This window comes from Dyella soli, from assembly GCF_054482295.1.
Genome location: NZ_JBTFFU010000004.1, coordinates 77954 through 103246, shown reverse-complemented (window position 1 = coordinate 103246; position 25293 = coordinate 77954). Strand labels below are relative to the sequence as shown.

Annotated in this window: 22 protein-coding genes; 5 read left to right on the top strand and 17 right to left on the bottom strand. The window is 68.3% G+C overall.

Features of this window, described 5'->3' with window-relative positions:
• Window positions 1-2: 2 nt before the first annotated feature.
• The 7 genes from ACXU4B_RS16880 to ACXU4B_RS16850 form a co-directional block, all read right to left on the bottom strand.
• Window positions 3-779, bottom strand: a complete 777-nt coding sequence (locus tag ACXU4B_RS16880; protein WP_131413329.1) for a hypothetical protein — start codon at window positions 777-779, stop codon at window positions 3-5.
• Window positions 780-865: 86 nt separating this feature from the next.
• A complete protein-coding gene (locus tag ACXU4B_RS16875; RefSeq protein ID WP_131413331.1) occupies window positions 866-2314 on the bottom strand; it encodes a DNA recombination protein RmuC in 1449 nt (482 codons plus the stop codon).
• A gap of 73 nt (window positions 2315-2387) precedes the next feature.
• The gene (locus ACXU4B_RS16870) at window positions 2388-3590 is read right to left on the bottom strand and encodes a DUF2252 domain-containing protein (RefSeq protein ID WP_131413333.1); all 1203 of its coding nucleotides are present in this window, start codon (window positions 3588-3590) and stop codon (window positions 2388-2390) included.
• Between the two features lie 22 nt (window positions 3591-3612).
• Window positions 3613-4788: a class I SAM-dependent rRNA methyltransferase gene (locus ACXU4B_RS16865; RefSeq protein WP_131413335.1), complete on the bottom strand. Its 1176-nt coding sequence runs from the start codon at window positions 4786-4788 to the stop codon at window positions 3613-3615.
• A gap of 60 nt (window positions 4789-4848) precedes the next feature.
• On the bottom strand, window positions 4849-5286 hold the full coding sequence (locus ACXU4B_RS16860) for a hypothetical protein (protein ID WP_131413337.1): 438 nt from the start codon (window positions 5284-5286) through the stop codon (window positions 4849-4851).
• Between the two features lie 106 nt (window positions 5287-5392).
• Complete coding sequence (locus tag ACXU4B_RS16855) at window positions 5393-6337, bottom strand: serine/threonine protein kinase (protein WP_131413339.1); 945 nt, start codon at window positions 6335-6337, stop codon at window positions 5393-5395.
• Window positions 6334-6774 carry a hotdog fold thioesterase gene (locus ACXU4B_RS16850; RefSeq protein ID WP_131413341.1) on the bottom strand — a complete coding sequence of 147 codons (441 nt, stop codon included), beginning with the start codon at window positions 6772-6774 and terminating at the stop codon, window positions 6334-6336. The genes ACXU4B_RS16855 and ACXU4B_RS16850 overlap by 4 nt, the downstream gene beginning before the upstream one ends.
• Before the next feature lie 77 nt (window positions 6775-6851).
• Here ACXU4B_RS16850 and ACXU4B_RS16845 point away from each other — a divergent pair, with 77 nt between their 5' ends.
• The gene (locus ACXU4B_RS16845) at window positions 6852-7919 is read left to right on the top strand and encodes a 2Fe-2S iron-sulfur cluster-binding protein (RefSeq protein ID WP_165583264.1); all 1068 of its coding nucleotides are present in this window, start codon (window positions 6852-6854) and stop codon (window positions 7917-7919) included.
• Window positions 7920-7935: 16 nt separating this feature from the next.
• Here ACXU4B_RS16845 and ACXU4B_RS16840 read toward each other — a convergent pair whose 3' ends face one another.
• From ACXU4B_RS16840 to ACXU4B_RS16830, 3 genes are all read right to left on the bottom strand, one after another.
• Window positions 7936-8385, bottom strand: a complete 450-nt coding sequence (locus ACXU4B_RS16840; RefSeq protein WP_131413345.1) for a rhodanese-like domain-containing protein — start codon at window positions 8383-8385, stop codon at window positions 7936-7938.
• Between the two features lie 99 nt (window positions 8386-8484).
• Window positions 8485-8898, bottom strand: a complete 414-nt coding sequence (locus tag ACXU4B_RS16835; protein WP_131413347.1) for a hypothetical protein — start codon at window positions 8896-8898, stop codon at window positions 8485-8487.
• 53 nt (window positions 8899-8951) lie between these two features.
• On the bottom strand, window positions 8952-9434 hold the full coding sequence (locus ACXU4B_RS16830) for a YiiD C-terminal domain-containing protein (protein ID WP_131413349.1): 483 nt from the start codon (window positions 9432-9434) through the stop codon (window positions 8952-8954).
• A 23-nt stretch (window positions 9435-9457) separates the two neighbouring features.
• Between ACXU4B_RS16830 and ACXU4B_RS16825 the strand changes: the two genes are divergently transcribed.
• The 3 genes from ACXU4B_RS16825 to ACXU4B_RS16815 all read left to right on the top strand — a co-directional run bounded on the left by ACXU4B_RS16825 (window position 9458) and on the right by ACXU4B_RS16815 (window position 12769).
• Window positions 9458-10312 carry a uroporphyrinogen-III synthase gene (locus ACXU4B_RS16825; protein WP_131413351.1) on the top strand — a complete coding sequence of 285 codons (855 nt, stop codon included), beginning with the start codon at window positions 9458-9460 and terminating at the stop codon, window positions 10310-10312.
• Window positions 10313-10412: 100 nt separating this feature from the next.
• Window positions 10413-11516 carry a uroporphyrinogen-III C-methyltransferase gene (locus ACXU4B_RS16820; RefSeq protein ID WP_131413353.1) on the top strand — a complete coding sequence of 368 codons (1104 nt, stop codon included), beginning with the start codon at window positions 10413-10415 and terminating at the stop codon, window positions 11514-11516.
• Window positions 11513-12769: a heme biosynthesis HemY N-terminal domain-containing protein gene (locus tag ACXU4B_RS16815; RefSeq protein WP_131413355.1), complete on the top strand. Its 1257-nt coding sequence runs from the start codon at window positions 11513-11515 to the stop codon at window positions 12767-12769. The genes ACXU4B_RS16820 and ACXU4B_RS16815 overlap by 4 nt, the downstream gene beginning before the upstream one ends.
• Window positions 12770-12806: 37 nt before the next feature.
• Here ACXU4B_RS16815 and ACXU4B_RS16810 read toward each other — a convergent pair whose 3' ends face one another.
• From ACXU4B_RS16810 to ACXU4B_RS16780, 7 genes are all read right to left on the bottom strand, one after another.
• Complete coding sequence (locus ACXU4B_RS16810) at window positions 12807-13700, bottom strand: hypothetical protein (protein WP_131413357.1); 894 nt, start codon at window positions 13698-13700, stop codon at window positions 12807-12809.
• A 134-nt stretch (window positions 13701-13834) separates the two neighbouring features.
• On the bottom strand, window positions 13835-14176 hold the full coding sequence (locus tag ACXU4B_RS16805) for a hypothetical protein (RefSeq protein WP_131413359.1): 342 nt from the start codon (window positions 14174-14176) through the stop codon (window positions 13835-13837).
• 49 nt (window positions 14177-14225) lie between these two features.
• The gene (uvrD, locus tag ACXU4B_RS16800) at window positions 14226-16421 is read right to left on the bottom strand and encodes a DNA helicase II (protein ID WP_131413361.1); all 2196 of its coding nucleotides are present in this window, start codon (window positions 16419-16421) and stop codon (window positions 14226-14228) included.
• A gap of 49 nt (window positions 16422-16470) precedes the next feature.
• A complete protein-coding gene (locus ACXU4B_RS16795) occupies window positions 16471-18447 on the bottom strand; it encodes a serine hydrolase domain-containing protein (protein ID WP_131413363.1) in 1977 nt (658 codons plus the stop codon).
• A gap of 119 nt (window positions 18448-18566) precedes the next feature.
• Window positions 18567-19772, bottom strand: a complete 1206-nt coding sequence (locus tag ACXU4B_RS16790) for an FAD-dependent oxidoreductase (RefSeq protein ID WP_131413365.1) — start codon at window positions 19770-19772, stop codon at window positions 18567-18569.
• 88 nt (window positions 19773-19860) lie between these two features.
• Window positions 19861-20079, bottom strand: a complete 219-nt coding sequence (locus tag ACXU4B_RS16785) for a hypothetical protein (protein WP_131413367.1) — start codon at window positions 20077-20079, stop codon at window positions 19861-19863.
• Between the two features lie 105 nt (window positions 20080-20184).
• Window positions 20185-21801, bottom strand: a complete 1617-nt coding sequence (locus tag ACXU4B_RS16780) for an alpha-glucosidase family protein (RefSeq protein ID WP_131413369.1) — start codon at window positions 21799-21801, stop codon at window positions 20185-20187.
• A 497-nt stretch (window positions 21802-22298) separates the two neighbouring features.
• Between ACXU4B_RS16780 and ACXU4B_RS16775 the strand changes: the two genes are divergently transcribed.
• On the top strand, window positions 22299-25202 hold the full coding sequence (locus ACXU4B_RS16775) for a TonB-dependent receptor (RefSeq protein ID WP_131413371.1): 2904 nt from the start codon (window positions 22299-22301) through the stop codon (window positions 25200-25202).
• Window positions 25203-25293 lie beyond the last annotated feature (91 nt).

The window sequence follows — 25293 nt, the reverse complement described above, 5'->3', positions numbered from 1 at the left end:
CGTCAACGCGGGTCGGGCACGAAATGGCCCGGGAACGGATCGGGCAGCTCGCTCTGCGGCGAGCGGGGCGAGGGGATCACGCCCTGCGCTAGCAGGCTCTCGCGCGTGTCGTAGTACAGCGTCACCACCTCGTCCGGCGTGGACGAGGCGCGCGTGAAGTCGGTGTAGGTCACCGGCGATGCCTCACGCGGACCGTGGCCGGTACCGAGCGGACCGCCCGATTCGGCGGCCTTCGCCTTCGGTGCGGGCGCGGACCTGGCGAGGCCGCCGAGCATGGCATCCTGGGCCGGCTCGGCGACCTGCGGGGCGATCGGCAGCACGCGGCGCGGCAGCGGTCGCTGGCGAAATACGGCCATGCCGATGACGCCGACGTTGTCCGGCCGCCCCGTGCGTGACGCATAACTTTGCGACGCGTCGGCGAACACGAAGTCCGCCACCTCTGACAGGCTCTTGCGCCAGCCGCGGATCTCGGTGGCCGCATAGGCGTCGAGCACATAACCCGTCTGCGACCAGTCGGCGGTATCGCCCGACAACACGTTGACGCCATCCACCGAAAGCACGCCCAGCACGCGTTCGCACTCGCGGCTGCGCAACTGGAGCTGGTAGCGGTGGCCGGGTTGCCCGGCGATGTAATAGCGACCCTCGTGACGGTAGACCGGCAACTCCTGTTGCGTGGTGCGATCGACCACGCGCAAGTCCACCAGCCGGCCCATCGCGGTGGCCTGCGTGCTCGCGCCCAGCGCGGCGACCAGGGCAAGGGCAATCAGGATGGATTTCATGTGACGACTCCGGCACGCATCGCCAGCCGATGCATGGGATGGAACGTCGACCGCGGCAAAACGGGGTTGCGCAGGCGAGACGCCGCTCAGGCCTCGACGTCGTCCTCGCTGGCGTCCTCGATGGCGGGCAGGGCGTCACCCAGCAGGCGGGTGGCGTCGTCGCCGGAAAGCGACTCGACGCCGCGCAGCCGGCGCTCGATGGTGCGAGTTTTCTTGCCCGCATCGCCAATGCTCTTGCTCACCGTGCTGAGCTGGCGTTCGGCTTTTTCGAGGATGGTGGCGAACTTGCCGAACTCGCTCTTCACCGCGCCGAGCAACTGCCACACTTCGCTCGAACGCTGCTGGATGGCCAGCGTGCGGAAGCCCATCTGCAGGCTGTTGAGCAGGGCGCTGAGCGTGGTGGGGCCGGCCACGGTGACGCGATAGTCGTGCTGCAGTGCCTCGAACAGGCCCGGCCTGCGCAGCACTTCAGCGTAGAGGCCTTCGGTCGGCAGGAACAGGATCGCGAAGTCGGTGGTATGGGGCGGCGCGACGTACTTGCTGCGGATGGTCTTGGCTTCCTCGCGCACGCGGCGCTCCAGCGCGGCCGCGGCCAGCGCGGCGGCATCGGCATCGGCGCGCTCCTGCGCATCGAGCAGGCGCTCGTAGTCCTCGCGCGGGAACTTCGCGTCAACCGGCAGCCACACCGGATGGTCGCGATCGGCACCCGGCAGGCGGATGGCAAATTCGACGCGATCGCCCGAGCCCGGCATGGTGGCCACGTTCGATTCGTACTGGTCGGGCGTGAGCATCTGTTCCAGCAGCGCGCCCAGCTGGACTTCGCCCAGGATGCCGCGCGTCTTCACGTTGGTCAGCACGCGCTTGAGGTCGCCCACGCCGGTGGCCAGGTTCTGCATTTCGCCCAGGCCGCGCTGCACGGCTTCTAGTCGTTCGGACACCAGCTTGAACGACTGGCCCAGGCGAGTTTCCAGCGTAGACTGCAGCTTTTCATCGACGGTGGCGCGCATCTGCTCCAGCTTGGCCGCGTTGTCCTGCTGGATGGCGCCGAGCTTGGTTTCCAGGGTCTCGCGCACTTCAATGAGGCGCTTCTCGTTGTCGGCGGTGAGCGCCGCCAGGCGCTGCTGCTGCTGTTCGCCGAAGCGGTTGAGCGCGAGCATGAGTTCCTCGCGGCTGCGGCGCGCGTCTTCGGTCAGGCGCTGGGCCAGCGATTGCAGGCCGGTGTCGGTGCGCTCGGTCAGCACGTCCAGCCGCTGGCCGAAGTGCCCGATGCGTTCGTGCTGCTGCGCGCTCATGCCGCCGAGCTGTTCCTGCACCAGGCCGCGGAACTGGCCCAGGGTCTGGGTGATTTCCCCGCGGCCAGCGCGCTGTTCCTGCGTCAGGGCATCGCGCAGATGACGATTGTCGTCCTTCAGCGCGTCCAGTCGGGCGGTGAGGCCGGCGTCGCCGCGACTGCGCTGCAGTAGCAGCAGCTGCAACACCAGCAGGGCCACGACGGCAACGATAAGGACAAGCAACAGCAGGTCGGTAAGAGGCATGGTCGGATCCAGGCGGGATTCGACCATTCTACGGGCTAGCGTCGCAGGGTTTCAGATCGCCGGGCTGCGCGGGTCATGTCTTGAATGCGCCCTGGTCGTAAGCCTTGCAGTAGGCTTTCCAGTCGCGGCGCACCTGTTTCGTGCAATCGCGGGCCAGTTCCTGCAGTTGCGCAGGCCAGCGACGCTTCTCAGCAAAGGCGATCAGCTGGTCGGCGCTGGCCGCACCCTGGCGGCCGCTGCTGCGCAACTGGGCCCAGGCGACCAGCTTGCCCATGGTTTCCAGCACGCCTTCGAGACGTTCGAGCTTGCCGTCCCAGTCGGTCAGGGCAACCCGGTCCTCGGTCGGTTGCAGGCCGCGCAGCACGTACGACTTGCGTCCCATGCTGACCGCGCGGAAGAACGCCGGCGAAATGGCCTGCATGCGCTGCTGCACGGCCACCACGCGCTCGGCTTCGGAGCCCCAGTCCGGCTGGCGGATCTTGAGGCGGCAGGCCAGCGAGGACGGCAAGGCCTGCTTGAGATCGAGGAAGTAGTTGCCATCGGGCGAGCCCTTGCCCTCGATCAGGATGGCGTAGCGGTCGAGGCCCAGGCTGCCGGTGCCGGCCACGCGCCGCGCCACGTCCAGCACGCGGTAGAACTCGGGGCGGTCTTCGCGTTCGCCGATGCGCTTGATCAGGGCGGTGACCTTGTCGCGCTGCTTGTCGGTGGCGGGCAGCGCGCGACGGCCGTCGACGCGCAACGTGCGATGCTTGCCCTTGCACTCCGTGCGGCTGTCGAGGAAATGCGGGCGCAGGCGACCGCGCAGCCCATGCAGCAGGTCGCCCACCATGCCGGTGGCGGTGTCGCGCTCGATCCAGCGCGCCTTGCCCAGGCGCAACGACGACGTGTACGCGTCGAGGAACAGGCCGCACAGGTGGCTGGCCTGGGCGGCCGTCAGCTGCAGGCTCGCCGCGGCGACATGGATGCTGGAGAGCAGGCGCACCAGTTCCCAGGTACAGGGAGCGAGCGCGCCTTCATCGAAGTCGTTGAGGTCGAAATAGACCAGGCGGTTGTCGCCCTTGTAGCTGCCCATGTTCTCCAGGTGCAGGTCGCCGCACACCCAGGCGGGCGGCGCCCGCTCCAGCAGCTTGTCCGCCGGCAGTTGCGCATAGAACAGGTGGCAGGTGCCGCGCAGGAAGGTGAACGGGTCGTGGCGCATGGCCACGTGCTTGCGCTGCAATCGCTCCGGGTCGCGCTTGGCGTTGTAAGTGCGGATGGCCTCGACGACATCGATCATGGCCCGCCCTCCCTCGAGAGGTTTACATCACGCGGCAGAACACCGCCTTCAGGTAACGCCCTTCCGGTACGTCGCTGCGGAACGGGTGGTCGGCACCGGCACCGGCCACGTGCAGCACCTGGATCTCGCGCCCGGCATTGAGTGCCACGCGGCGCAGCATTTCCAGGAAATCCCCTTCGCTGACCAGGCCCGTGCACGAGCAGCTCAGCAACAGCCCGCCGGGCGGAATCACGTCCAGCGCCAGGCGGTTCATCGCGAAGTATTTCTTCAGCGCGTCCATCACCTTGCTGCGGTCGCGGGTGAGCTTGGCGGGATCCAGGATCACCGCATCGTACTGCTCGCCACGGGCGACGGCCTGGCGCAGCCAGTCGAAGATGTCGCCCTGCTCGAACACCACCGGCGCGTCGTTGGCGGCGGCATTGGCGCGGGCGATCTCCAGGATGCCCGGATCCATGTCCACGCCGGTGGCCGACTGCGCACCGGCGGCCAGCGCGTGGACGGCGAAACCACCGGCATTGCAGCACAGGTCGAGCACGCGCCGGCCTTTGGCCAGCCGCGCGAAGTGATGGCGATTCTCGCGCTGGTCGGCGAAGAAGCCGGTCTTGTGGCCGTAGCCCGGCGCGGCGTGGAAACGCAGGCCGTGCTCGTGCACCTCCACCGGCTCCGGTGCCTCGGCAGCGCGGCAGTCGAACGATTCCTGCTTCTGCACATGGCTCTCGGCGAACCAGTACAGGCGCGCGCCGGGGAAGTGGCGCAGCAGCGCGGCATGGATGGCTTCGCGGAAGCGCCACATGCCGGCGGCGAAGTATTCGATCACCAGGATGTCGGCGTAGCGATCCACCACCAGGCCCGAGAGCCCGTCGCCTTCGCTGTGCACCACGCGCCAGGCGTCACTGACGCGGTCCAGTTGCAGCAGTTCCTGGCGAAGCGACACGGCGCGGTCGATGCGGGCGGCGATCCAGCTCGCGTCGATGGCTTCGGTCGGGTCGGTGGTGAGCAGGCGCAGTGCGATGCGCGCGTGGCCATTCCAGAAGCCGCGCCCGGCGAAACGGCCCTTGGCGTCCTCCACGTCGACCACGCTGCCGGGCGGCAGGCGGGTTTCAGGCTTGTGCACCTGCGCGGACCATACCCAGGGATGGCCGGGCGCGCGGTCGGTCTTGAGGCGGATGACGGGGAGGGGGGGATCGGGGCTATTCATCCACCCATGATAACTGGTGTCGGCGTGAAGCCCGGGACAGCGGCATCCCGGGCCAGCCCGTCAACGCAGGCGCAACGTCAGCCAGGAGAGCAGCGCCAGCAGGTTGATGCCCAGCCGCGACAGGCCCGGCCCGGCCACGGCCAGCACGAAGCCCTCGCTGCCGAAGTGCCAGTCCAGCCCCAGCCGCATAGGCAGGTGCAAGGTGGCGTAGACATTGACGAAGGCGCCACAATGCAGCGCATAGCTGAGGATCGGCGTGGCGATCAGCGGCAGCTGCAGCAGCTGCGCCCAGCCCGACAGCGACACCCCGCGTTCGCTGCCTTCCAGCAGCAGCACGCCGGCAATCATCACGAACGCGTACAGCACCAGTCCGATCACGGCGACCAGCGACTCGTGCGCAGGGCCCAGCGGCAGCAGCCGGCGCAGCATGGTCACCATGCCATAGAAGCCACCGGCCACTTCAAGAATGCCGATCAGTCGGAAGAGGAAATTGCGCACGTGCATGCCTCGAGTCGAAAGTCGCGAGCTTAGCGGATCGGCGGGCGCGTTTAGCCATGCGCGGTTGGCATTTCATCGTGCCTCCGCACGGGCTCGCCGGCGACCGCTACAAGTCGTCGGCCAGCTCGTGCAGGTCGGCGATGTGCTGTTCCCACCAGCGTGCCTCGGCCGCGAACGGGAACGCGGCGGGGAAGGCGGGGTCGTGCCAGCGCGCGGCGATCCAGCCGGCGTAGTGCAGCTGGCGCATGGCGCGCAGGGCAGGCACCAGGGCCAGTTCGGTGAAGTCGAAGTCGCGCATCTGCTGGTAGCCGTCAAGCAGCGCCTGCATCGCCGGCGCGTCGTTGGCGAGCATCCACAGGTCCTGCACGGCGGGGCCCATGCACGCATCGTCGAGATCGACGAAGTGCGGGCCGGCGTCGGTCCAGAGCACATTGCCGGGATGGCAGTCGCCATGCAGGCGCAGCTGGCGCACCGGCCCGACGGCTTCCAGGCGCGCGGCGACTGCCTCGTCCACGCGTTGCGCGGCGGCGCCATAGGCGTCATGCAGGGACGGTGGCAACAGCGAGGATTCAAGTACGGCGCGCATCGGCAGCCCGATCAGCGTCATGCGGTCGAGACGGCCGCGATGCACGAACGGCTGCCGCGCGCCCACTGCGTGGATGCGCGCGATCAGGCGGCCCAGCCATTCCAGCTGCTCGGTGGATTCCAGCGACGGCGCGCGGCCGCCGCGCCGCGGCGTCAGCGCGTAGCGAAAGCCATCGTGATGCTGCAGGGTGCGGCCGCCGAACACCAGCGGCGCCACCACCGGCAGTTCGTCCGCCGCCAGTTCCAGCGCGAAGGCGTGTTCTTCGAGAATGGCCGCATCGCTCCAGCGATACGGGCGATAGAACTTGGCGATGACCGGCGAGGCGTCGTCCAGGCCCACCTGCCACACGCGGTTTTCGTAGCTGTTGAGGGCCAGCAGGCGTCCATCGGGCCACAGGCCGCAGGCGGTGACCGCATCGAGCACGCGGTCCGGGTCGAGCGTGGCGTAGGGTGCTTCGTGGTTCAACGCGGCTGTACTACGCGCGCGGCGATCACGGCCATGGTGATGCGCGAGATGCACACCAGCTCGCCGGCCTCGTTCTCGATGCGGATTTCCCACACCTGCGTGGTGCGCCCGATGTGCAGCATGCGCGCGGTGCCGGTGACGATGCCGCTGCGCACGCCGCGCACGTGGTTGGCATTGATGTCCAGCCCCACTGCCAGCTCCTGCGCGGGATCGAGGGTGAGCATCGCCGCCGTGCTGCCCAGCGTCTCGGCCAGCACCACCGAGGCGCCGCCGTGCAGCAGCCCGTACGGCTGGTGCGTGCGGTGGTCCACCGGCATGGTGCCGCGCAGCCAGTCGTCACCGATCTCGGTGATGCGGATGCCCAGCGTCTCCATCATGGTGTTGGGGCTCCAGCCGTTGATGCGCTCGAGCGAGGGTTCCTGCTTCCAGATGGCCATGGGGTGATTCTCCGGGCAAAAAACTTGTGAATGGGCGTGGGGACCCTCATTGTCGGCTGACTGCTGTCGCCGCGACAATGCGCCTCGTGTACACCGTCACCATCCAATCCACCGGCCGCCACTTCCCGGTGGCACCCGGCGAAACCGTGCTGGAAGCCGCGCAGCGGGCCGGCATCGCGTTGCCGTATTCGTGCCGCGCGGGCGTCTGCGGCAGCTGCAAGGCCACCCTGCTGGCCGGCCACTGCAGCTATCCGCGCAATCCGCCCGTGGCGCTGAGCGGCACCAATCCCGCGCAGCACGCGATCCTGCTGTGCCAGGCCGTGCCCACGGGAGACCTGGTGATCGAGGCGCGCGAGGTCACCTCGGTGGAGGACATCGCGCGCCGCCAGCTCGAGGTCGAGGTGTCGCGCAAATGGATGCTGGCTCCCGACGTGGTGGGCCTGCACCTGCGGCCCGTCGACAGCCAGTCACGCCTCAACTGGCTGCCGGGCCAGTACCTGGACGTGCTGCTCGACGGCGGACGGCGGCGGCCGTTCTCCATCGCCAACCACCCGCAGGCCGATGGCTCGATCGAGTTGCACGTGCGCCATGTGGCGGGCGGCGGCTTCACCTCGTGGGTCAGCGACGCGCTGAAAGTGGGCGATGCGCTTCGCATCGAAGGACCGCTCGGCACCTTCGTGCCGCGCGAGGATTCGGAGCGGCCGATGATCTTCATGGCCGGCGGCACCGGCTTTGCGCCGGTCAAGGCCATCGTCGAGCACTTCCTCGCCCTCGGCACGCGCCGCGCCATGCGCGTGTACTGGGGCGCGCGCAGCGACACTGATCTCTACCTGAGGAATCTGGCCGAGGGCTGGACGCGCCAGGCGCATGACCTGCGCTTCCAGGCCGTGCTGTCCGATCCGGAGCAGGCGGCGGCGAGCGGCCTGCGCATGGGCCTGGTGCACGAAGCGGTGCTGGAGGACCAGCCCGACCTATCCGACGTCGACGTCTACATGAGCGGACCGCCGGCGATGATCGACGCCGGCCGCAAGCTGTTCGTGGATGCCGGGCTGCCCGAAGGGCGGCTCTACTACGACTCGTTCGACTACGCGCCCGACGTGCTGGCGCAGATCCTGGGCGGTCGCGCCGGCATCGTGGGCTGGTAAGGCGCGTCCGCGCGCCTCAGGGGTTCTTGCCCTTGGCCACCGGCAGCTGGGCCTGCTGCCAGGCGAGCACGCCACCGCCGAGGGTGTTGACCTTGGTGAAGCCCGCCTTGACCAGGCGTTGCGCAGCCTTGGCGCTGGCGCCGCGGCCGTCCTTGTCGATCAGCACGACGGGAAGTTCGCGCGCCTTGGCCAGGTCCTTGTGCTCCGGGTCGAACTGGCTCATCGCCACGTGGCGGGAGCCTGGCACGTGCGCTTTTTCGTAATCGGCATAGGCGGACAGGTCCACCAGCAGCGGGCTTTCGCGGTTGATCAGCAGGGTCAGGCCGCCCGGCGTCAGTTCCTTGTACTGGCGGAACAGCGTGAGGATTTCCATCACGATGATGGCCAGCAGCAGGACCACGAACAGCGCCACCAGCGCGAGGTGGTTGCCGATGAACCCGGGCAGCTTGTGAAGAACATCGTTCATTCGAAGGTTTCCGCAGGCGCGGAGGACCGCGCGGGGTGAACAGGGCCGCTGATTATACGGCCTGCCACGACCGATCCGTCGCCGGCGCGTGCCGGGGGCTTACTGGCGGCTGATGTCCGGCAGGCCGGTGACCAGCCACCAGTGCTTGCCTTCGGCGTCGTAGCGCCAGGTCTGGTGGTCGGTGACGGTACGCTCGGATTGCGTGTTCACGTTGACCAGGTTGATCTGCACGACCTGGGTGACTTCTTCCTTGCCCTGGGGCCTGGGGCCTTTGTCGTCGTCGTAGCCGCTGACCTTGTATTGCTGGTAGCGCGCCATCTCCAGCGACGACACCGGATGCTCCTCGCGCACCTTCGGATCGACGAACTGCAGTGCGGTGGGGAAATCGCCCCAGCGCATCGCGCTGGCGTAGGCATTGAGCGTGGTGGTGAGCGTGTCCTTGCGCTGGTCGGTGGCGCAGCCGCCAAGCAGCGGCACGGTGAACATGGCGAGCAGGGCCAGCATGCGACGCATAAGGTGTTCCCCCTGGGCAGTGCCGCCATTGTGCCGCATCGGCGCGCGCGTTTTCATACGGCGCCCGCCGGCCGGCGCTTGGCCACGAAGCGGGCCTCGAGCGTGGCGGCCGGCTTCTCGCCGCTGCCCGGAACCTGGCAGGTGACTTCGACGCGGGCGCGGCCGCGCGTGGCCAGGGTGTCGAAGAAGGTGGTCCAGTCGGCGCCGTCGGCCAGCCGCGCCTCGCTGTGGAAGTCGCTCCACACCGGTTCGAGGTAGCGCACGGTCGATTCGCCCACGAACACGTCGCAATCCAGCCCGCGCATGCGCAGCTCGAGCTCCACCAGGCCCCAGCCGGTCAGCGTCATCGCGCTCACTAGGCTGCCGCCGAACGCGCAGCCCTTGTCGTTGACGTTGGGTCCCAGCGGCGCGGCGATGGACAGGACCTGTTCGTCGGACGCCTGCAGGCGCAGGTCCATGCTCTGCGCCAGCGGGATCTCGTCGCGCATGAAGGTGACCAGTTTGCGCGCCAGGGTTTGCCGTTCAGTTGTGCTCATCGGGGTCGGGAGATGCCAGGGGAATGCGTAGTGTACGCACCCGGGCCCGCTACAACCCGGTTGTCCGTGGCCGCTACACTGGCCGTGATTTCCAGGGAGGCCGCCACAGCGTGGGACATTCGACGACATCGGCGGAACTGGCGCTGCGCGGGCGCACGGTGGTGATCACCCGTCCCGCGGGTACCGGATCGGCCATGGCGCGCCAGGTGCGCCAGCGTGGCGGCATCGCCCTGCTGCTGCCCGGCCTGTCCTTGCGCGCTGCCGACGACGTGGCCGGGGCAACGGCGGCGCTCGCCGCGTCACTGGCGGACGACGTGATGGTGTTCACCAGCCCCGCTGCCGTCCGCTATGCGGCGCGACTCACGCCGCTGCGCACGCGTGCCATGGTGCTGGCGGTGGGACAGGGCACGGCGCGCGCGCTGCACCGCCACGGCGTCAACGCGGTGCAGGCACCGCAGCTGCGGCAGGACAGCGAAGGGCTGCTCGGGCATCCCGCGCTGGATGGGTTGGCTGGCAAGCGTGTGGCGCTGGTCGGGGCGCCGGGCGGTCGTGGCCTGCTCCGCAGCGAGCTGAGCGCGCGCGGCGCGCAGCTGCGGGAAGTGCATGTGTATCGACGGCTGGCGCCACGCTGGCATCGCCGGCAACTGGACGCCGCCTTGCAGCTGCCGCCTGACGCGCGCGTGCTGCTGTCGAGCGCCGAGGCGCTGGCCTGCCTCCAGGACGGACTCCCGGCCGAGGCGTTCACCCGCTTGCGCCATGCGGTGGCCGTCGCCAGCAGCGATCGGCTGGCCGAGGCCGCGCGCAGCGCGGGCTTTGCGCATGTCGAGGTGGCCGCCTCGGCGCTGGCGGCCGATCTGCTGGCTGCCGCTGCACGCTGACGAAAGCGCTGCTGCTTCACGCGCCCAGGCAACGCAGCACGCCTGCTCTTCACGAACACTTGATGCGGGCCACCTGCCACAGGCTGTTAGCATGGCGCGCATGAGCCAAGACGACTCCTCCTTCCCCAGCAGCGCGGCCTCGGGCCAGGGCGCCGACTCCTCAACCATCCGTTCCGCGCGAACGCACGCGCCGACCCCGCCACGCCACGGCAGCGGCACGCTGGCGGTTGCCCTGCTGCTCTCGCTGGTGGCGATCGGCGGCGCCGGCTACGTCGGCTGGCGCCAGTGGCAGCAGGAGCAGGGCAATGTGGTGCTGACCGCGCTGAAGCAGCGCGTCGACAGCCTCGAGAGCGCCTTCACCGCCAGCAGCAGCGATCGCAGCCTGCTGCGCCAGCGCCTCGCCGATGCCGACCAGGTCAACCGTTCGTTGCGCGAAGAACTGCTGGGCCAGGCCGAACGCACGCGCAACCTCGAGGACGCGGTGGCCAAGCTGTCCGAAAAGACCCTGTCCGGCCACGACGCGATGTTGCTCGACGACACCGAGTCGCTGCTGCGCATGGGCAAGGCACGCTACGACCTGTTCCATGACGCGCAAGGCGCAGCCGCTGCATATGGGTTGGCCGACCAGACGCTCGCCGCGGTCAACGACGGTGCCTTCGCCGGCTTGCGCCAGAGCATCGGCGCCGAGCGCGAGGCGCTCGCCAAAAGCCAGCCGGCCGGGCTGGACGCCGCGCTGGCAAGCTTGAGCGCGCTGCGCGCAACGGTGATGACGCTGCCGCTCAACTCGCCCGGCGCATCGGCGTCGGATGCCACGGCCGGCAACTGGTCGCGCGTGGTCGGCGCCCTGGGCAACGTGGTGAAAGTGCAGCGGGCCAATGGTGCCCCGCTGTCGGTGGCCGATGCGCGTTTCGCGCGCGAGCTCACCGCGATCGATCTCGCCCAGGCGCAGGCAGCGCTGCTGGCTGCCGATCACGAGGCCTGCGTGGCTGCGCTGCGTCGCGCCGACGCGGCCGTGGCGGCGCAGTTCGATGCGAATGCCGACGCGGTGAAGCAGGCCCGTGCCCAGCTTGCCGCGCTGATGGCGCAGCAGCCGGCGACGCCGGTGCAACTGGGCGCGGCCTTGAGCGAGCTGCGCAACCTGCGCGCGGTGCATGCGCTCAAGCCCGCCGGCAACGCCAGCGTACCGGCCGGGGCCAGGCCATGAAGCTGTGGCGATGGATCCTGCTGCTGGTGATGCTGGCGGCACTGGCCGCGTTCGGCTGGCATTGGGTGGCCGAGGACCCGGGTTACCTGTTGGTGCAGATGCGTGGCTGGCAGGCGGAGACCACCGTCGTTGCCGCGGTGGTGATCCTGCTGCTGGCATGGGCGCTGCTGGGCGCGGGCTGGTTCCTGCTGCGCTGGCCGTTCGGCGCCTTCTCGCGCCGGCATCGCCGCGTCAGTCGCCAGCGCCTGCGCGAGGGCTTGATCGCGCTGATGGAAGGTCGCCATGGCGACGCCGAGCGCGACCTGCACCGCGCGTCCCGCCTCGATACGCTGCGCGGTCCCGCGCTGCTGGCGGCCGCGGAAGCCGCTTCGCGGCGTGGCGAGAACGGCCGTGCGCTGGCCGCACTGGATGAGGCAGGCCAGGTGTCGCCGCGTGCGGCGCGCGTGTTGCGCGCCCGCGTGCTGCGTCGCGAAGGCAAGTCCGTCGAGGCGCTGAACCTGTTGGCGCCCGAGGCCGAGACGGGAAGTCTTACGCCGGGTGGCTGGCGTGAACTCGCGCTGGCGGCGCTGGCCAACGGCGATATGCGCCGGGCCCGACAGGCGCTTGAGCCGCTGCAAAAGAGTGGTGCGCTGGGTGCGCGCGGGTTTGCCGCGCTCGAGGCGCAGGTACTGACCGCTTCGCTGAGCGCCGCGCCGGACGCCGCCGCGCTCAACTCCCAGTGGTCACAGCTGCCCAAGGCGCAGCGCCGCGTGCCCGCCGCGATCGACGCCTATGCGCGTCGCGCCGCTGCCTTCGGCATGGTGCTGCCGGCGATGGATGAGGTCGAATCGGCCTTGCGCCGCGAATGGTCGCCACTGCTGATCGAGACCTACGGCGCACTCGGCGGCGAGGACATCGAGGCGCGCCTGCGTCGCGCCGAGTCCTGGCTCGATGCCCATCCCAACGATGCTGCCCTGTTGCTCACGCTGGGCCGCATGTGCGCGCGCCTGCAGCTGTGGGGCAAGGCGACGCAGTACCTGGAGCGTTCGCTCGCACTGACGCCGATGAGCGCCGCCTGGGAGGCCCTGGGCGATGTCTACGCGGGCCAGCACGACGCCGTGCTGGCACAACGCTGTTACCGCAACGCGCTGGCCCTGGCCCGTGGCGAGGCAACCGAGGCGCTGCCGCAGGGCGCGCGCTCGGCGCGCCTGGATACGCGACCCATTGCGGTGGAAGAACGCAGCGAACACGGTGTGCCGCGCTTGCCCGAATAAGCCGGGGAGCTTCCCCGGTTCGCACCACCGCCGTGGATCAGGACAGGCTACGGGCGCGGGCGAGTTTTCGGTAGGCCGCTGGCGAGGGCGCGCTGGCGAATGCTTCGGCGATCGCCTTGTCGCGCTCGGGCAAGGCCTCGAAGGCCAGCTTCCAGGCGTTCAATGCGGCGGCTTCGCAGCGCAGCGACAGGTAGCGCGGGTAGCGCTCCAGCATGCGCTGCATGTCAGGCCAGCGCACGGCGACGCCGGACGAGACGTCCGTTGCCTTGAGGTCCCCGCGATGAAGCAGGGGTGCGTCGAGGATGCGCTCGAGCAGATCGATGCCACCCTGCGCGCGCGATGCTTCCCGCCACGCGGTCTCCTCGGCATCGGCATCGCGGATCCACTGTCCACGCGAGCCCAGTCCGGTCAGATGCTCGATATCCGACCATGGGAATTGTTCGTGTGCCGCGCGGAACAGCGCGAGGCGCTGGTGCAGCCGGGACGACGCCAGCGCATCGACCACCATCAGCTCGAACATGGCGGTGGACTGCCGGTGTCCGTTGCGCAGGTTCAGCAGCTGCTCGCGCAACGCCACCTTGGCCGGTTGCCCGCCTTGCAGGCGCTCGGCCAGCAAGGCCAGCGAGCGCGAGGCGGTCGGGGCGGACGTCTCGGCGACCGCCACATCGGCGCCCGCCGCGGCCGCACGGGATGGCCCGGCGGGCCGGTCGGCGCGGGTCGCCACCGCGACCGCGGCGGTGTCAGCGACGGGAGCCGCCTGCCTTGCCCGCCAGTCCAGTGCGGACCGGTAGGCTTCGTACAGGCGCATGAAACCCCTGGCATCGGTGGCCCGGTCAATCTGCCCCAGGCGCTGCGCATACGCGCGCTTGATGCTCGCGGCATCCGCTTCCGGTGTCAGCTCCAGATACTGCAGAAACCATGGTGTTTGCATGCGTACCCGTGAGAAGAAGCCGGTGAATGGTGCCGTGCCAGGTCGTGTGTCCGGACTGTCCGGGCGCCGCTGCCGGGTGAGGCAGGCGCCAGGTGCGGCAGATCATGGCGTGCGTCCGGCGCGCTGTCACCTGGCTAGGCGGCCGATATGGCCCAGGTAATGAAACCCGCGTTGATCGCGGTAAACACCAGGGCCACCAGGAAGATCACGTCGGCGGCGCGCTCCAGCCGGTGGTTGCGCCGGATGCTGCGCGTGCGCAGCGCCCAGTACGACAGCAGGCAGGAGGCCAGGTACAGCAACGCGTTGATGGCGAGCAGGTCATCTCCGATGAGATCCTCGCGGCGCAGCGAGATCACCACGCGCAGGATGCCGATGACGGTCAGGCACACGCCGACCATGGCGGCCGAGGCGGTGAAGATGTGCACGCAGATGTCGTCGTCCAGCCGGCTGCGGCGGTCTGACGGTTCCTCGTTCATGACTGGCCCCGTGTGAGCGGACGGGGCCGATCATACGGCAGGCTGGCGGCTAGAGCGGCGTGAGGTTGGCGTAGGCCGCCACCAGCCACTTGCTGCCGGCGTTCTCGAAGTTCACCTGCAGGCGGGTATGCGCGCCGCTGCCCTCGGCACTGACCACCACGCCTTCGCCAAAGCTCGGGTGGCTGACGCGCTGGCCCAGCTTCACCGGGCGGTTTTCTTCCAGCACCGGTGCCGACTCGGCGTAGCGACCCGCATACATGGGCCGGCTCACCTGCACGCGCGGGCGTACTTCGTCGACCAGTTCGGGCGGTATCTCGGACAGGAAGCGCGAGGGCCGCGCCAGCATTTCCACGCCGTGCATGCGCCGCGATTCGGCGAAAGTGATGAACAGCCGTTCGCGCGCGCGGGTGATGCCGACATAGGCGAGGCGGCGTTCTTCTTCCAGGCGGCCTTCGTCCTCGACCGAACGCTGGCTGGGGAACAAGCCTTCTTCCATGCCGACCAGGAACACCACCGGGAATTCCAGGCCCTTGGCCGAGTGCAGCGTCATCAGCTGCACGCAGTCGTCCCAGGCCTCGCCCTGGCCCTCGCCGGCTTCCAGCGCCGCATGCGAGAGGAAGGCGGACAGTTCGCTGAGGCCGGCATCGACATCGTCCTGGGTCAGCTCGAAGCGGCTGGCCACGTTGACCAGTTCGTCCAGGTTCTCCACCCGCGATTCGGCATTGCCGCGGCTGTCCTTCTCGTAGAAGTCGCGCAGTCCGGTGTGGGTGATGGCGTGGTCGATCTGCTCGGCCAGTGCCAGCGCATCGCCGACGCCGGCGCCCGCGAACGCGCGCGCCATGTCGTCGATCAGCAGCAGGAACGCCTTCACCGCATTCTTCGCGCGGCCGGCCAGTTCCCCGCCGCCGCCGAGTTCGTTGAGCGTGGCCTCCCACATCGAACAGTTTTCAGCCCGCGCGCGCCGACGCAGCACGTCCAGCGTGCGGTCGCCGATGCCGCGGGGCGGCGTGTTCACCGCGCGCTCGAAGGCGGCATCGTCATGGCGGTTGGAAGACAGCCGCAGATAGGCCAGCGCGTCCTTGATTTCCGCGCGGTCGAAGAAACGCTGGCCGCCATACACGCGGAAGCGGACGTCGCGCTGCATCAGCTGTTCTTCGAAATTGCGCGACTGGGCGTTGGAGCGGTACAGGATCGCGCAGTCGCGCGCATTGCCGTTCTCGGCGATGTATTCGCGGATGCGCTCGATCACGAAGCGCGCCTCGTCCTGCTCGTTGTAGGCGGCATACAGCGCAATGCGCTCGCCATCGCCGCCGTCGGTCCACAACTGCTTGCCGAGGCGCCCACCGTTGCGCGCGATCACGCTGTTGGCCGCCTTGAGGATGGTCGAGGTGGAGCGGTAGTTCTGCTCCAGCTTGATGGTCCTGGCGCCGGGGAAATCGCGCAGGAACTGCTGCACGTTCTCCACCTTCGCGCCGCGCCAGCCATAGATGGCCTGGTCGTCGTCGCCCACCACGAACACCTGGCCGGCCTGGCCGGCCAGCACGCGGATCCACGCGTATTGCAGCGTGTTGGTGTCCTGGAACTCGTCGATCAGCAGGTAACGCCAGCGATCGCGATAATGCTCGAGCACCTGTGGGTTGTGCAGCCACAGTTCGTGCGCGCGCAGCAGCAGTTCGGCGAAATCGACCAGGCCGGCGCGGCGGCAGGCATCCTCGTAGGCCTGGTAGATCTGCACCATCGTGCGCGTCACCGGGTGGTCGCGGTGCTCGATGCTGTCGGGGCGACGGCCCTCGTCCTTCCAGCTGTTGATCTGCCAGGTGGCCTGCCGCGGGGGGAAGCGCGCCTCGTCCAGTCCGAGCCCGGTGACCACGCGTTTGACGATGCGCTGCTGGTCATCCGCATCGAGGATCTGGAAACCTTCGGGCAGGCCGGCCTCGCGCCAGTGGCGGCGCAGCAGGCGATGGGCGATGCCGTGGAAGGTACCCACGGTGAGGCCCTGGGTGCCGCCGGGGATCAGTTGCTCCAGGCGCGCGCGCATCTCGCCGGCGGCCTTGTTGGTGAAGGTCACGGCGAGGATGGCCCACGCCGGCACGTGTTCCACCTGGGTGAGCCAGCCGATGCGGTGGGTGAGCACGCGCGTCTTGCCGGAGCCCGCGCCTGCGAGCACGAGGTAGTTGCCGGGCGGGGCGCACACGGCTTCGCGCTGCGCGTCGTTGAGCTTGTCGATCAGGTGCGAGACATCCATCCCGCACATTGTAGCGGGCCCGCTGCCGTCCGGCCCCCGGCGCTCGCGCTCAATAGTCGAGGCGCAGGCTCAACAGGTGCTGCGACCCGACGTACCAGAGCGTGACGAAGCCGGCCAGCAACAGCACGACGCTGTTCAACCGGCGCCACCAGCCTGTGGGCTGGCGCCATGCAAACCACGCGTTCACGGCGATGGCGATGGTGCCGGCCACCGCGAGCAGGCCCACCAGTTGCAGCAGGCGCAGGCGCAGGTCGAGCTGCGAGGTGCCGCCATCCAGCCGCGGCAGCATCAGCCACCAGCCCGCGGCGAACAGCAGCTGCAGCACCGCCGTGACGCGGCTCAGTCGATACCAGCGCAAGGCGGCATCGCCCAGCGCCAGCGGCCTGCCGCGCAAGCGCCGCACCAGCGCGGCGAGCGGCCAGGACAGCGCCGCCAGCAGGAATACGCCGAAGGTCGCGCCCAGCACGCGCAGGTTCCATGCGGTGGATTGCCAGCGGGGCACGGGCAGCCACAGCTGCGAGGCGGCCAGGGCATCGGTCGACAACCATTGCACGCGACCGTCCTGCATCGCCGCGCCCAGGTGGTCGCCGCTGGCGTCGTCCAGCCACAGGAACGGTTTCACCTCGCGCCAGCGCGCCGGTCGCTGCAGCGGATCGAGGCCGGGCGTTTGCAACGTGCCATCGGGCGCCATGCTCACGCTGGTCTGCACGAACAGGTCGCGCAGCCCGCGGAAATTGCTGGCCGACCGGCGACTGGGCAGATAGCGCCCCACCAGCAACGCGCCGTGTTCGCGCGCCGTGGCCAGCGTCGGCGGCACGATCTGCGGCGGTGCAGGGAAATAGCGGTCCGTGAAGCCATCGAGCAGCTCGCGCAGCAAGGCGCCGTCGGCCGCGCCATCCAGCGCCACGAACAGGCCCGTGTGTTGCTGCGGCAGCAGGGCCAGTTCGCTGCGGAAAAACCGCGTCGCGCCGCGCTGGCCGATGATGTCCTGGCCGTTGCGGTCCAGGTGCATGAAACCGAGCCCGCCGGGCCGCAGGCCAGGCACGCTGGCGCGCCGGAACGCATGCATGAGCTGCATGGTCGGCGCGGTCATCAGCTGCGTGTCGCCGACACCGCCGCCTTGCAGCTGCGCGATCATGAAGCGCCCCATGTCATCGCCACTGATCGACAGCGCGCCTGCCGGCGCAGCGGCGATCCGCTCGAACGCGTGCGGCGCCGCGGAGGCCGGTGCGTAACCGGGCGCCATGTCGGCCTGCAGCGCCGCGGGCAACGGCTGCCTGAACGTGGCGTGTTGCATGCCCAGTCGCCGGAAGATGTGTTGCTCGACGTAGTCGTCGAACGGCTGGCCGGCTGCGCGCTGCACGATGTAGCCGGCCAGCGCCGCGCCGTAGTTGGAATAGGCGACCACCTCGCCGGCCGGAAAGATGCGCGCGGGCACCCAACGCTTCAGCCAGGCCTCGTTGCTCATCGGCGGGGCGGCGTGGGGCAGGTACAGGTCCTTCACCGCGTCTTCGAAGCCTGCGCTATGCGTCATCAGCTCGCGCAGCGTCACCGGCTTGCCGTCGTGCGGCGGAATGGTGAAGTCCAGATAGCGGTTGATGTCGGCGTCCAGGTCGAGCTTGCCCTGCTCGACCAGCTGCATCACCGCGGTCCAGGTGAACAGCGTCGAGGTCGAGCCGACGCGAAACAGCGTGGTGGCCGGGTCAACGGGCTTTTTCGACGCCTGGTCGGCGTAGCCGTAGCCCCTCGAAAAAAGCACGTTGTTGTCCTTCACCACCACGATCACGGCGGCGGCCACCGGGTTCCGGGACATGGCCTGTGCCATCGCGCCGTCCGCCCAGTCCTGCACGTCGCCCGCGGCCAGTTCGTGCGCGCCGAGCTGCCTCACGGTGGCGGGTTTCTGTTCCGGCAGCGGGATGATCTGGATTTGCGCCGTGGCGGCGACCGCAAAGGCAGCCGCGACGGCGACCAGCATCCGCTGCCATGGACGCAAGGTTCGCCTGGACGCTGGCGCGACTGCGTTCATCGTGTGACTCCCATGACGCCCCGCACGGCGAGGTGGAGCACAAGTATGACGTGAAGGAACGGCCCTTCGCGTCTGCGCGGCGTCAATGCGTCAGCGCGTTTTCAGCTCCGTGCGCGGCGTCAACTTCGGTGCATGTGCGTCATGATGTCGGCGAGCTGCCGCACGGCCGCTTCCGACGCGGCGCGGTCGGGCGTGGTGTCGGTGTTGTTGAAGTTGCCGCTGTCGCCGAGCACCTGCACCAGCAGGCCATCGCTGCGTGGCACCACGCTGAGGTTGTGCGTGCTCAGCCCGTAAGTCACTTCCGGTTGCGGAATGAGTCGGGCCGTCTGCCCGCGTACCGGTATCACCGACTCGTCCTTGAACAGTGCCCGCGAGCCATAGCCCGTGGCGTTGACCAGGGTGTGTTCGGGCAGTGCCAGCAATTCACCCGGATGGTTGAACTCGCGCACTTCGATCTTGCCGCCCGCCGCCAGGAAGTCGGACATCAGCATGCGTGCATACGTGCTGATGTTGAACATCATCGTCGTGTAGCGTCGCACATGGTCCTGGGGGAAGGGATGACTGCCGACCGGCAATTCCACCGAGCGCGGCGTGAGGTCGCGCACCTGGTCGCGGAAGTCGCCGTATTCGGGCTCGTCGGACACTTCGTCGCGGGATGACCCGAACGGCGTGTCGGACAGGTAATAGCCCTCGATCCATTCGATCGGCTTGCCGGGCAGGCCCAGCATGCCCTGGTACATCGCATGGGAGGTGCGCGTCATTTCCTCCCAGCGCGCGGCAAACGCGGGCGCGTGCTGCGCATCGCAGATGCGCGAATCGGGCGTCCACAGGCCCGAGGCACGCATCGAGTAGACATCCGGTGGCAAGGCCTTGGCATAAATGCGCACGGCCAGTCCCGCGCGCTGCGCCAGCAGGGCGGAGGTGAGGCCCAGCGCGCCGCAGCCGATCACGCCCACCTCGCGCACGCCGGTGGCCTGCACCATGCGCAAGGCCAGCGTGCTCGAGCCCCACGACAGCGACCAGCCGCTGCCGCCGTGGCCGTAGTTGTGCACGATGGTCTTGTGGCCCAGTCGTTCCGCCTCGATGCGTGGGCCGGCCGCGCGAAACGGGCGCGTGCAGACGTAGACGCCGGTGATGCGGTCCACGTTGGCCTTGATCGGGGCGAGCTCCACGGAGTCCGGTCGCATGCGTGTCGCCGGTGGCAGCGTTCCGGCGTCGAGCGCTTGCGGTGATGCACTCGGGGCGCCGGCGCAGGCGGCCAGCCCGGCCGTCGAGGCGACCGCCAGGGTGGCGCCGGCCTGGCGCAGGAATTGACGTCGTTGCATGGACTGACTTCCTTGGCGGGCAGGCAGGAAACTGGCTACATCGCAGCGCCGGGACGCGGGGCGATGCGGGCGCGACCAGCGGCAGCGGTCAGCTCTTCCTGAGGAATCCGCCGATGGCCAGCACGCCGCCGACGACGATGCCGGCGATGCCCACCCATGCGGGAATCGCCTTGTCGTGGGTGGCGGTAATCTTGGCGGTGCCGACCTGCAGCAGCGTGTCGGTCTGCTGATAGCTGCCGTTGCCGAGGATGATCCAGATGCCGGCGGCGACCAGGATGATGCCGATGATGATCAACACTGCGCGCATGGACGACTCCCGATGACTGATGAGCCGATCATAGGCGGGAGTGGCGCGGGCTAAAAGTCGACGGCGGCACGGGGCATGCCGCCGCCGTCGGGGAAAGCGGTGGCTTCAGCCCAGGCGGGCGAACAGCGCGCCGTGGCCGGGCAGTTCGAGCCGGCCGTCGACCAGGGTGCCCTGCGCCAGGCCATGACCGTTCACCGGCGTGACGCTGCCATGCGCGGGCCAGGCCATCGACACCGCTTCACCGGACAGGTTGAAGGCGGCAAGCATGGTCTCGTCACCATGGCGCCGTGTAAACGCCAGCACGGGTTCGGGCGTGTCAAAGAAGAAGATGTCGCCCCAGCGCAAGGCCGGTTGCGACTTGCGCCAGGCCATGAAGGCGCGGAAACCGTGCAGGGCGGACGCGGGTTCGGCTTCCTGCGCGGTGACGGCGCGCGCGCGGTGTTCGGCGGGCACCGGCAGCCACGGATCGCCCACGCTGAAGCCGGCGTTGAGGCCGGCGTTCCACGGCATCGGCGTGCGGCAGCCGTCGCGGCCCTTGAAGGTGGGCCAGAACGCGATGCCGTAAGGATCCTGCAGCGCCTCGAACGGCACCTCGGCTTCAGTCAGGCCCAGCTCTTCGCCCTGGTAGACGCACACCGAGCCCCGCAGCGAGCAGAGCATGGCGGTGAGCAGGTTGGCCAGTCGCACGGACGCATCGCCATGGCCCCAGCGACTGAGCACGCGCTCCACGTCGTGATTGGAAATGGCCCAGCACGGCCAGCCTTCCAGCATCTGCGCTTCGAGGTTGCGCACGGTGCTGCGGATGTAGGACGCGCTGAAATCGTTGGTCAGCAGTTCGAAGCTGTAGCCCATGTGCAGGCGTCGGCCGCTGGTGTACTCGGCCGTGGTGGCCAGCGAATCCTCTGAAGAGATCTCGCCCAGCGCGGCCACGTCGTCGTACTGGTCCATCAAGGCGCGCAGCTCTTCCAGGAACGCGAGGTTCTCCGGCCGCGTGTTGTTGTAGTAGTGGTACTGGAATGCGTACGGGTTGTCCGGGCTGAAGCCGCGACCCACGCGCTTGTCGGCCGGCTTGGGCGGGTTGTCGCGCAGCTCGCGGTCGTGGAAGCAGAAATTGATGGCGTCCAGGCGCAGGCCGTCGACGCCCTTGTCCAGCCAGAACTTCACTTCGTCCAGCACCGCGCGCTGCACGGCCGGGTTGTGGAAGTTCAGGTCCGGCTGCGCGGTCAGGAAGTTGTGCAGGTAGTACTGGCCGCGTCGCGGCTCCCACTGCCAGGCGCAACCGCCGAACAGCGACAGCCAGTTGTTCGGCGGCGTGCCGTCGTCCTTCGCGTCGGCCCACACATACCAGTCCGCCCGGGGATTGTCGCGGCTCTGGCGACTCTCGCGGAACCAGGCGTGCTCGACCGAAGTGTGGCTGAGCACCTGGTCGATCATCACTTTCAGGCCCAGGCTATGCGCCTTGGCCAGCAGCCGGTCGAAGTCGGCCAGCGTGCCGAACAGCGGGTCGACGTCGCGGTAGTCGGCAATGTCATAGCCGAAGTCCGCCATCGGCGAGCGGAAGAACGGGGCGATCCAGATCGCGTCCACGCCAAGGCCGGCAACGTATTCGAGCTTGTCGATGATGCCCGGCAGGTCACCCACGCCATCGCCGTTGGTGTCCATGAAGCTACGTGGATAGATCTGGTAGGTGACTGCTCCGCGCCACCAGGGTGCATCAATCATGTCGCATGTCCCGAGGTTCCCGCCCAATGCGCACGCCGCTGCAGGGGCCAGGCCCGGGCGAAGCGCGGGGGCAGCTTAAACGCAGAGTGCGAAAGCCATGCCTCGACTGCATACGTATTCAAAAAACCCCGATATTGCGATGCAGCAGGCGTCCGCCGGCGTACAAAAAAACCGTGCATCGAGACGTGTGCCTGCGCGCGCAAACCCGCATGGGCAGGGCATGTCGCCGCTGCCGCGGCGCTTGCCGCGCGCCTGCGTCGCCGGCTGCGGCGAGACGTGCCGCCATTAGAATTTTGTCAAAGGTGCACAAAAAAACGCGGTCATGAATACGTATGCATAGACCTGTTCGCCTTTTGGCGCAGCCCTACCATGGCCGCCACGCGACGGGGCCCTCCGGATGATCGGCATGCACTGGCGCGTAGCCCGCGGCAGTCTGTGGGGACTGCCGCGGCAACTACAAAACCAATAGATGTGCAAACCCGTGGGAGGGGAAGACGGTGATACTGAAACGTAATGTGCTGGCCCTGGCGCTGGCGTCCGGCCTGTGTTTGACCGCCGGCATCCAGGCGGCGCCGGCCGATGCGGCCACGAAGGCCGACGGCAGCATGGCCGGCAGCGGTGCGACCGGCGATCAGGCCGCGGCAACCTCCGCGCAGCAGGCTGGCCCGGGCACCGGCAAGGACGACAAGTCCAAGCAGACGCAGGACCAGCAGCTGGCCAAGAGCCTGTCCGCCATCACCGTGACTGGTTACAACCAGGACATGGAGAAGTCGATCGACTATCAGCGCTACTCCGATACGATCACCAACGTCATCACTTCCGCCGATATCGGCGGCCTCCCGGACCAGTCCATCGCCGACGCGCTGACGCGCCTGCCGGGCGTGTCTGCCGAGCGCATCGCCGGCCAGGCCTCGCAGGTGAACATCCGCGGCCTCTCGGGCAACTTCATCCAGACCACGCTCAACGGTCGCGAGCAGCCGTCCACCAGCGGCAGCAACTACATCCAGTTCGACCAGTACCCGTCCGAACTGATCAACATGGCCACGGTGTACAAGTCCTCGCAGGCTTCGCTGATCACCGGCGGCGTGGGCGGCACCATCGCGCTGCAGACGGCCAACCCGCTGGAAGCGCCGAAGGAGCAGAACCTCAACGTCGACGCGCGTGGCAGCTACAACAGCCAGGCGGGCGACGTGGCCGGCGCCAATTCCACCGGCTATCGCCTGAGCGCGGCCTACCAGGGCAAGTTCCTCGACAACACCCTGGGCGTTGGCCTGGGCGTGGCGCAGATGTACCAGCCGCACGTGGCCGAGCAGTTCGTGGGCGAAGCTTCCGATGGCCAGCTCTACACGCTGCCGAGCGGGCAGAAGGCTTACCTGACCCAGGGTCTGCAGCTGCAGCAGAACGGCGGCACCGAGCGTCGCACCGGCGAAGTCGCCACCGTCGTGTGGAAGCCGACCGACGAGCTGCAGGTGTCGGGTGACGCGTTCTACTCGAAGTTCAAGAACACTTCGTTCGGCTATGGCTTCCGCACGCAGAACATCTACGGCGGCAACCAGGGCCTGATCTCGAACGCGGTGCTCGGTCCCTTCGGCACCATGACCGGTGGCACCGTGACCAGCACCGGCGGCGGCAATTTCTCCAACGAAACCACGGCCGACAACTACACCACGGACACCAGCGTGTTCTCCGGTGGCCTGAACGCCAGGTGGGACCACGGCAACTGGCACGTCAACACGGACCTGTCGCTGTCGCGCGCCTCCAGCAACGAGATCAACGTGGACACCACGGCTGATCCGTACAACGGTCTTGGCACGGCGACGCCGACGCTGATGGGCCAGTCCACCACGTATCAGCTGGCGGGTCGCAAGATCGGCACGGTGTCGTTCGCCAATCCGGGCATCTACACCAACCTCAACGACATGGGCCTGTCGCGTTACGGCGTGTATCCGTACATCTACCACGACAAGATGAAGGCGTTCCGTACCGACGTTAAGTACGACATGCCCAACAGCTCGTGGCTGGCGGCACTCGAAGCCGGCGTGTACCTGAACAACCACGACTACAACGCGGACCGCGAGGTCTACGTGTATGGCAACGAGTGGGGCGGTCCCGGCACCACGCCGCTGACCATTCCGGCCAGCGCCGCCAAGGTCACCTGCTGGAGCGGCAAGTTCGCGAACTTCCCCTGCTTCCTGCAGCTCAATGGCCCGGCCATCCTCGCTGCGCACGGCATCGTCGCCAACCCGGTCAAGGACATCCACAACAACAGCTGGTCTGAAATCCAGAGCGGCTCGGTGGCGGAGCAGACCCGCGACCTGTACTTCCAGGGCGACCTCGACGCGCAGGTGTTCGGCCATCAGCTGACCGGCAACTTCGGCATGCGTTACTCGCACCAGAACCAGACCAGCAATGGCCTGCAGCAGGTGGGCAACAATGCCGGCATCCCGATCACCGACGGCAACGGCTATACCAGCCTCGACTACGCGCCGCTCACCGTGGGCAAGAAGTACTCCGACTGGCTGCCGTCGCTGAACCTGGTCTATCACGTTTCCGATGACGACCAGGCGCGCTTCTCGGCTGCCAAGGTACTGTCGCGTCCGCCGATCAACCAGATGATGGCCGGCTCGGGTTCGTGGGTGTCCACCGCCGGTGGCCAGAACTACTACAACGTGTGGGGCGGCACGAGCCCGCTGCTCGACCCGCTGCGCGCCACCCAGTACGACCTGACCTTCGAACACTACTTTGATGACTCCACCGGCCTGCTCAGTGCCGGCGTGTACTACAAGGACATCAAGTCGTTCATCCAGGCCGTTACCTACAACAACTTCGACTTCGCCGGCGCCGGCATCACCGTGCCGATCGATCCGGCCACAGGCAAGCCGTTCCTCAATGGCGACTACCAGACGGCGTACAACGCCAAGGGTGGCCAGGTGAAGGGCCTGGAGCTGGCCGCTTCCAAGACCGGCTTCCTGCCGGGCATCTGGAAGGGGCTGGGTGTGCAGGCCAACTTTGCGCTGACCGACAGCAACGTCCGCAACCCGACCACGCTGGGTGGCCCGACCTCGTACATCGGCCTGCCGGGCCTGTCCAAGCGCGTCGCCAGCGCCGCGGTGTTCTACGACTACGGTCCGTTCTCGGCCCGCGTGTCCGGCAACTACCGTTCGAAGTTCGCCTCCGACACGCAGATGTCGGTGACGAACCAGATGGTCACCTTCGCTGCGGAAACCGTGTACGACTTCCAGGCCTCGTACGACATCACCCAGCAGTGGGGCGTGGTGTTCCAGCTGCTGAACCTCACCAACCAGCCGACGCGCACCTACTTCGGCAGCGACCCGTCGCAGACCGGCACGATCCAGTACTTCGGTCGTACCAGCTACCTCGGCGTCAACTTCAAGCTGTAAGTCACGCTCGCGCCGGCGCCCCGCAAGGAGCGCCGGCGCGATGCCATCTGGAGCTGCGTTCACGTGAGTGGCGCAGCAACCACACACCGCG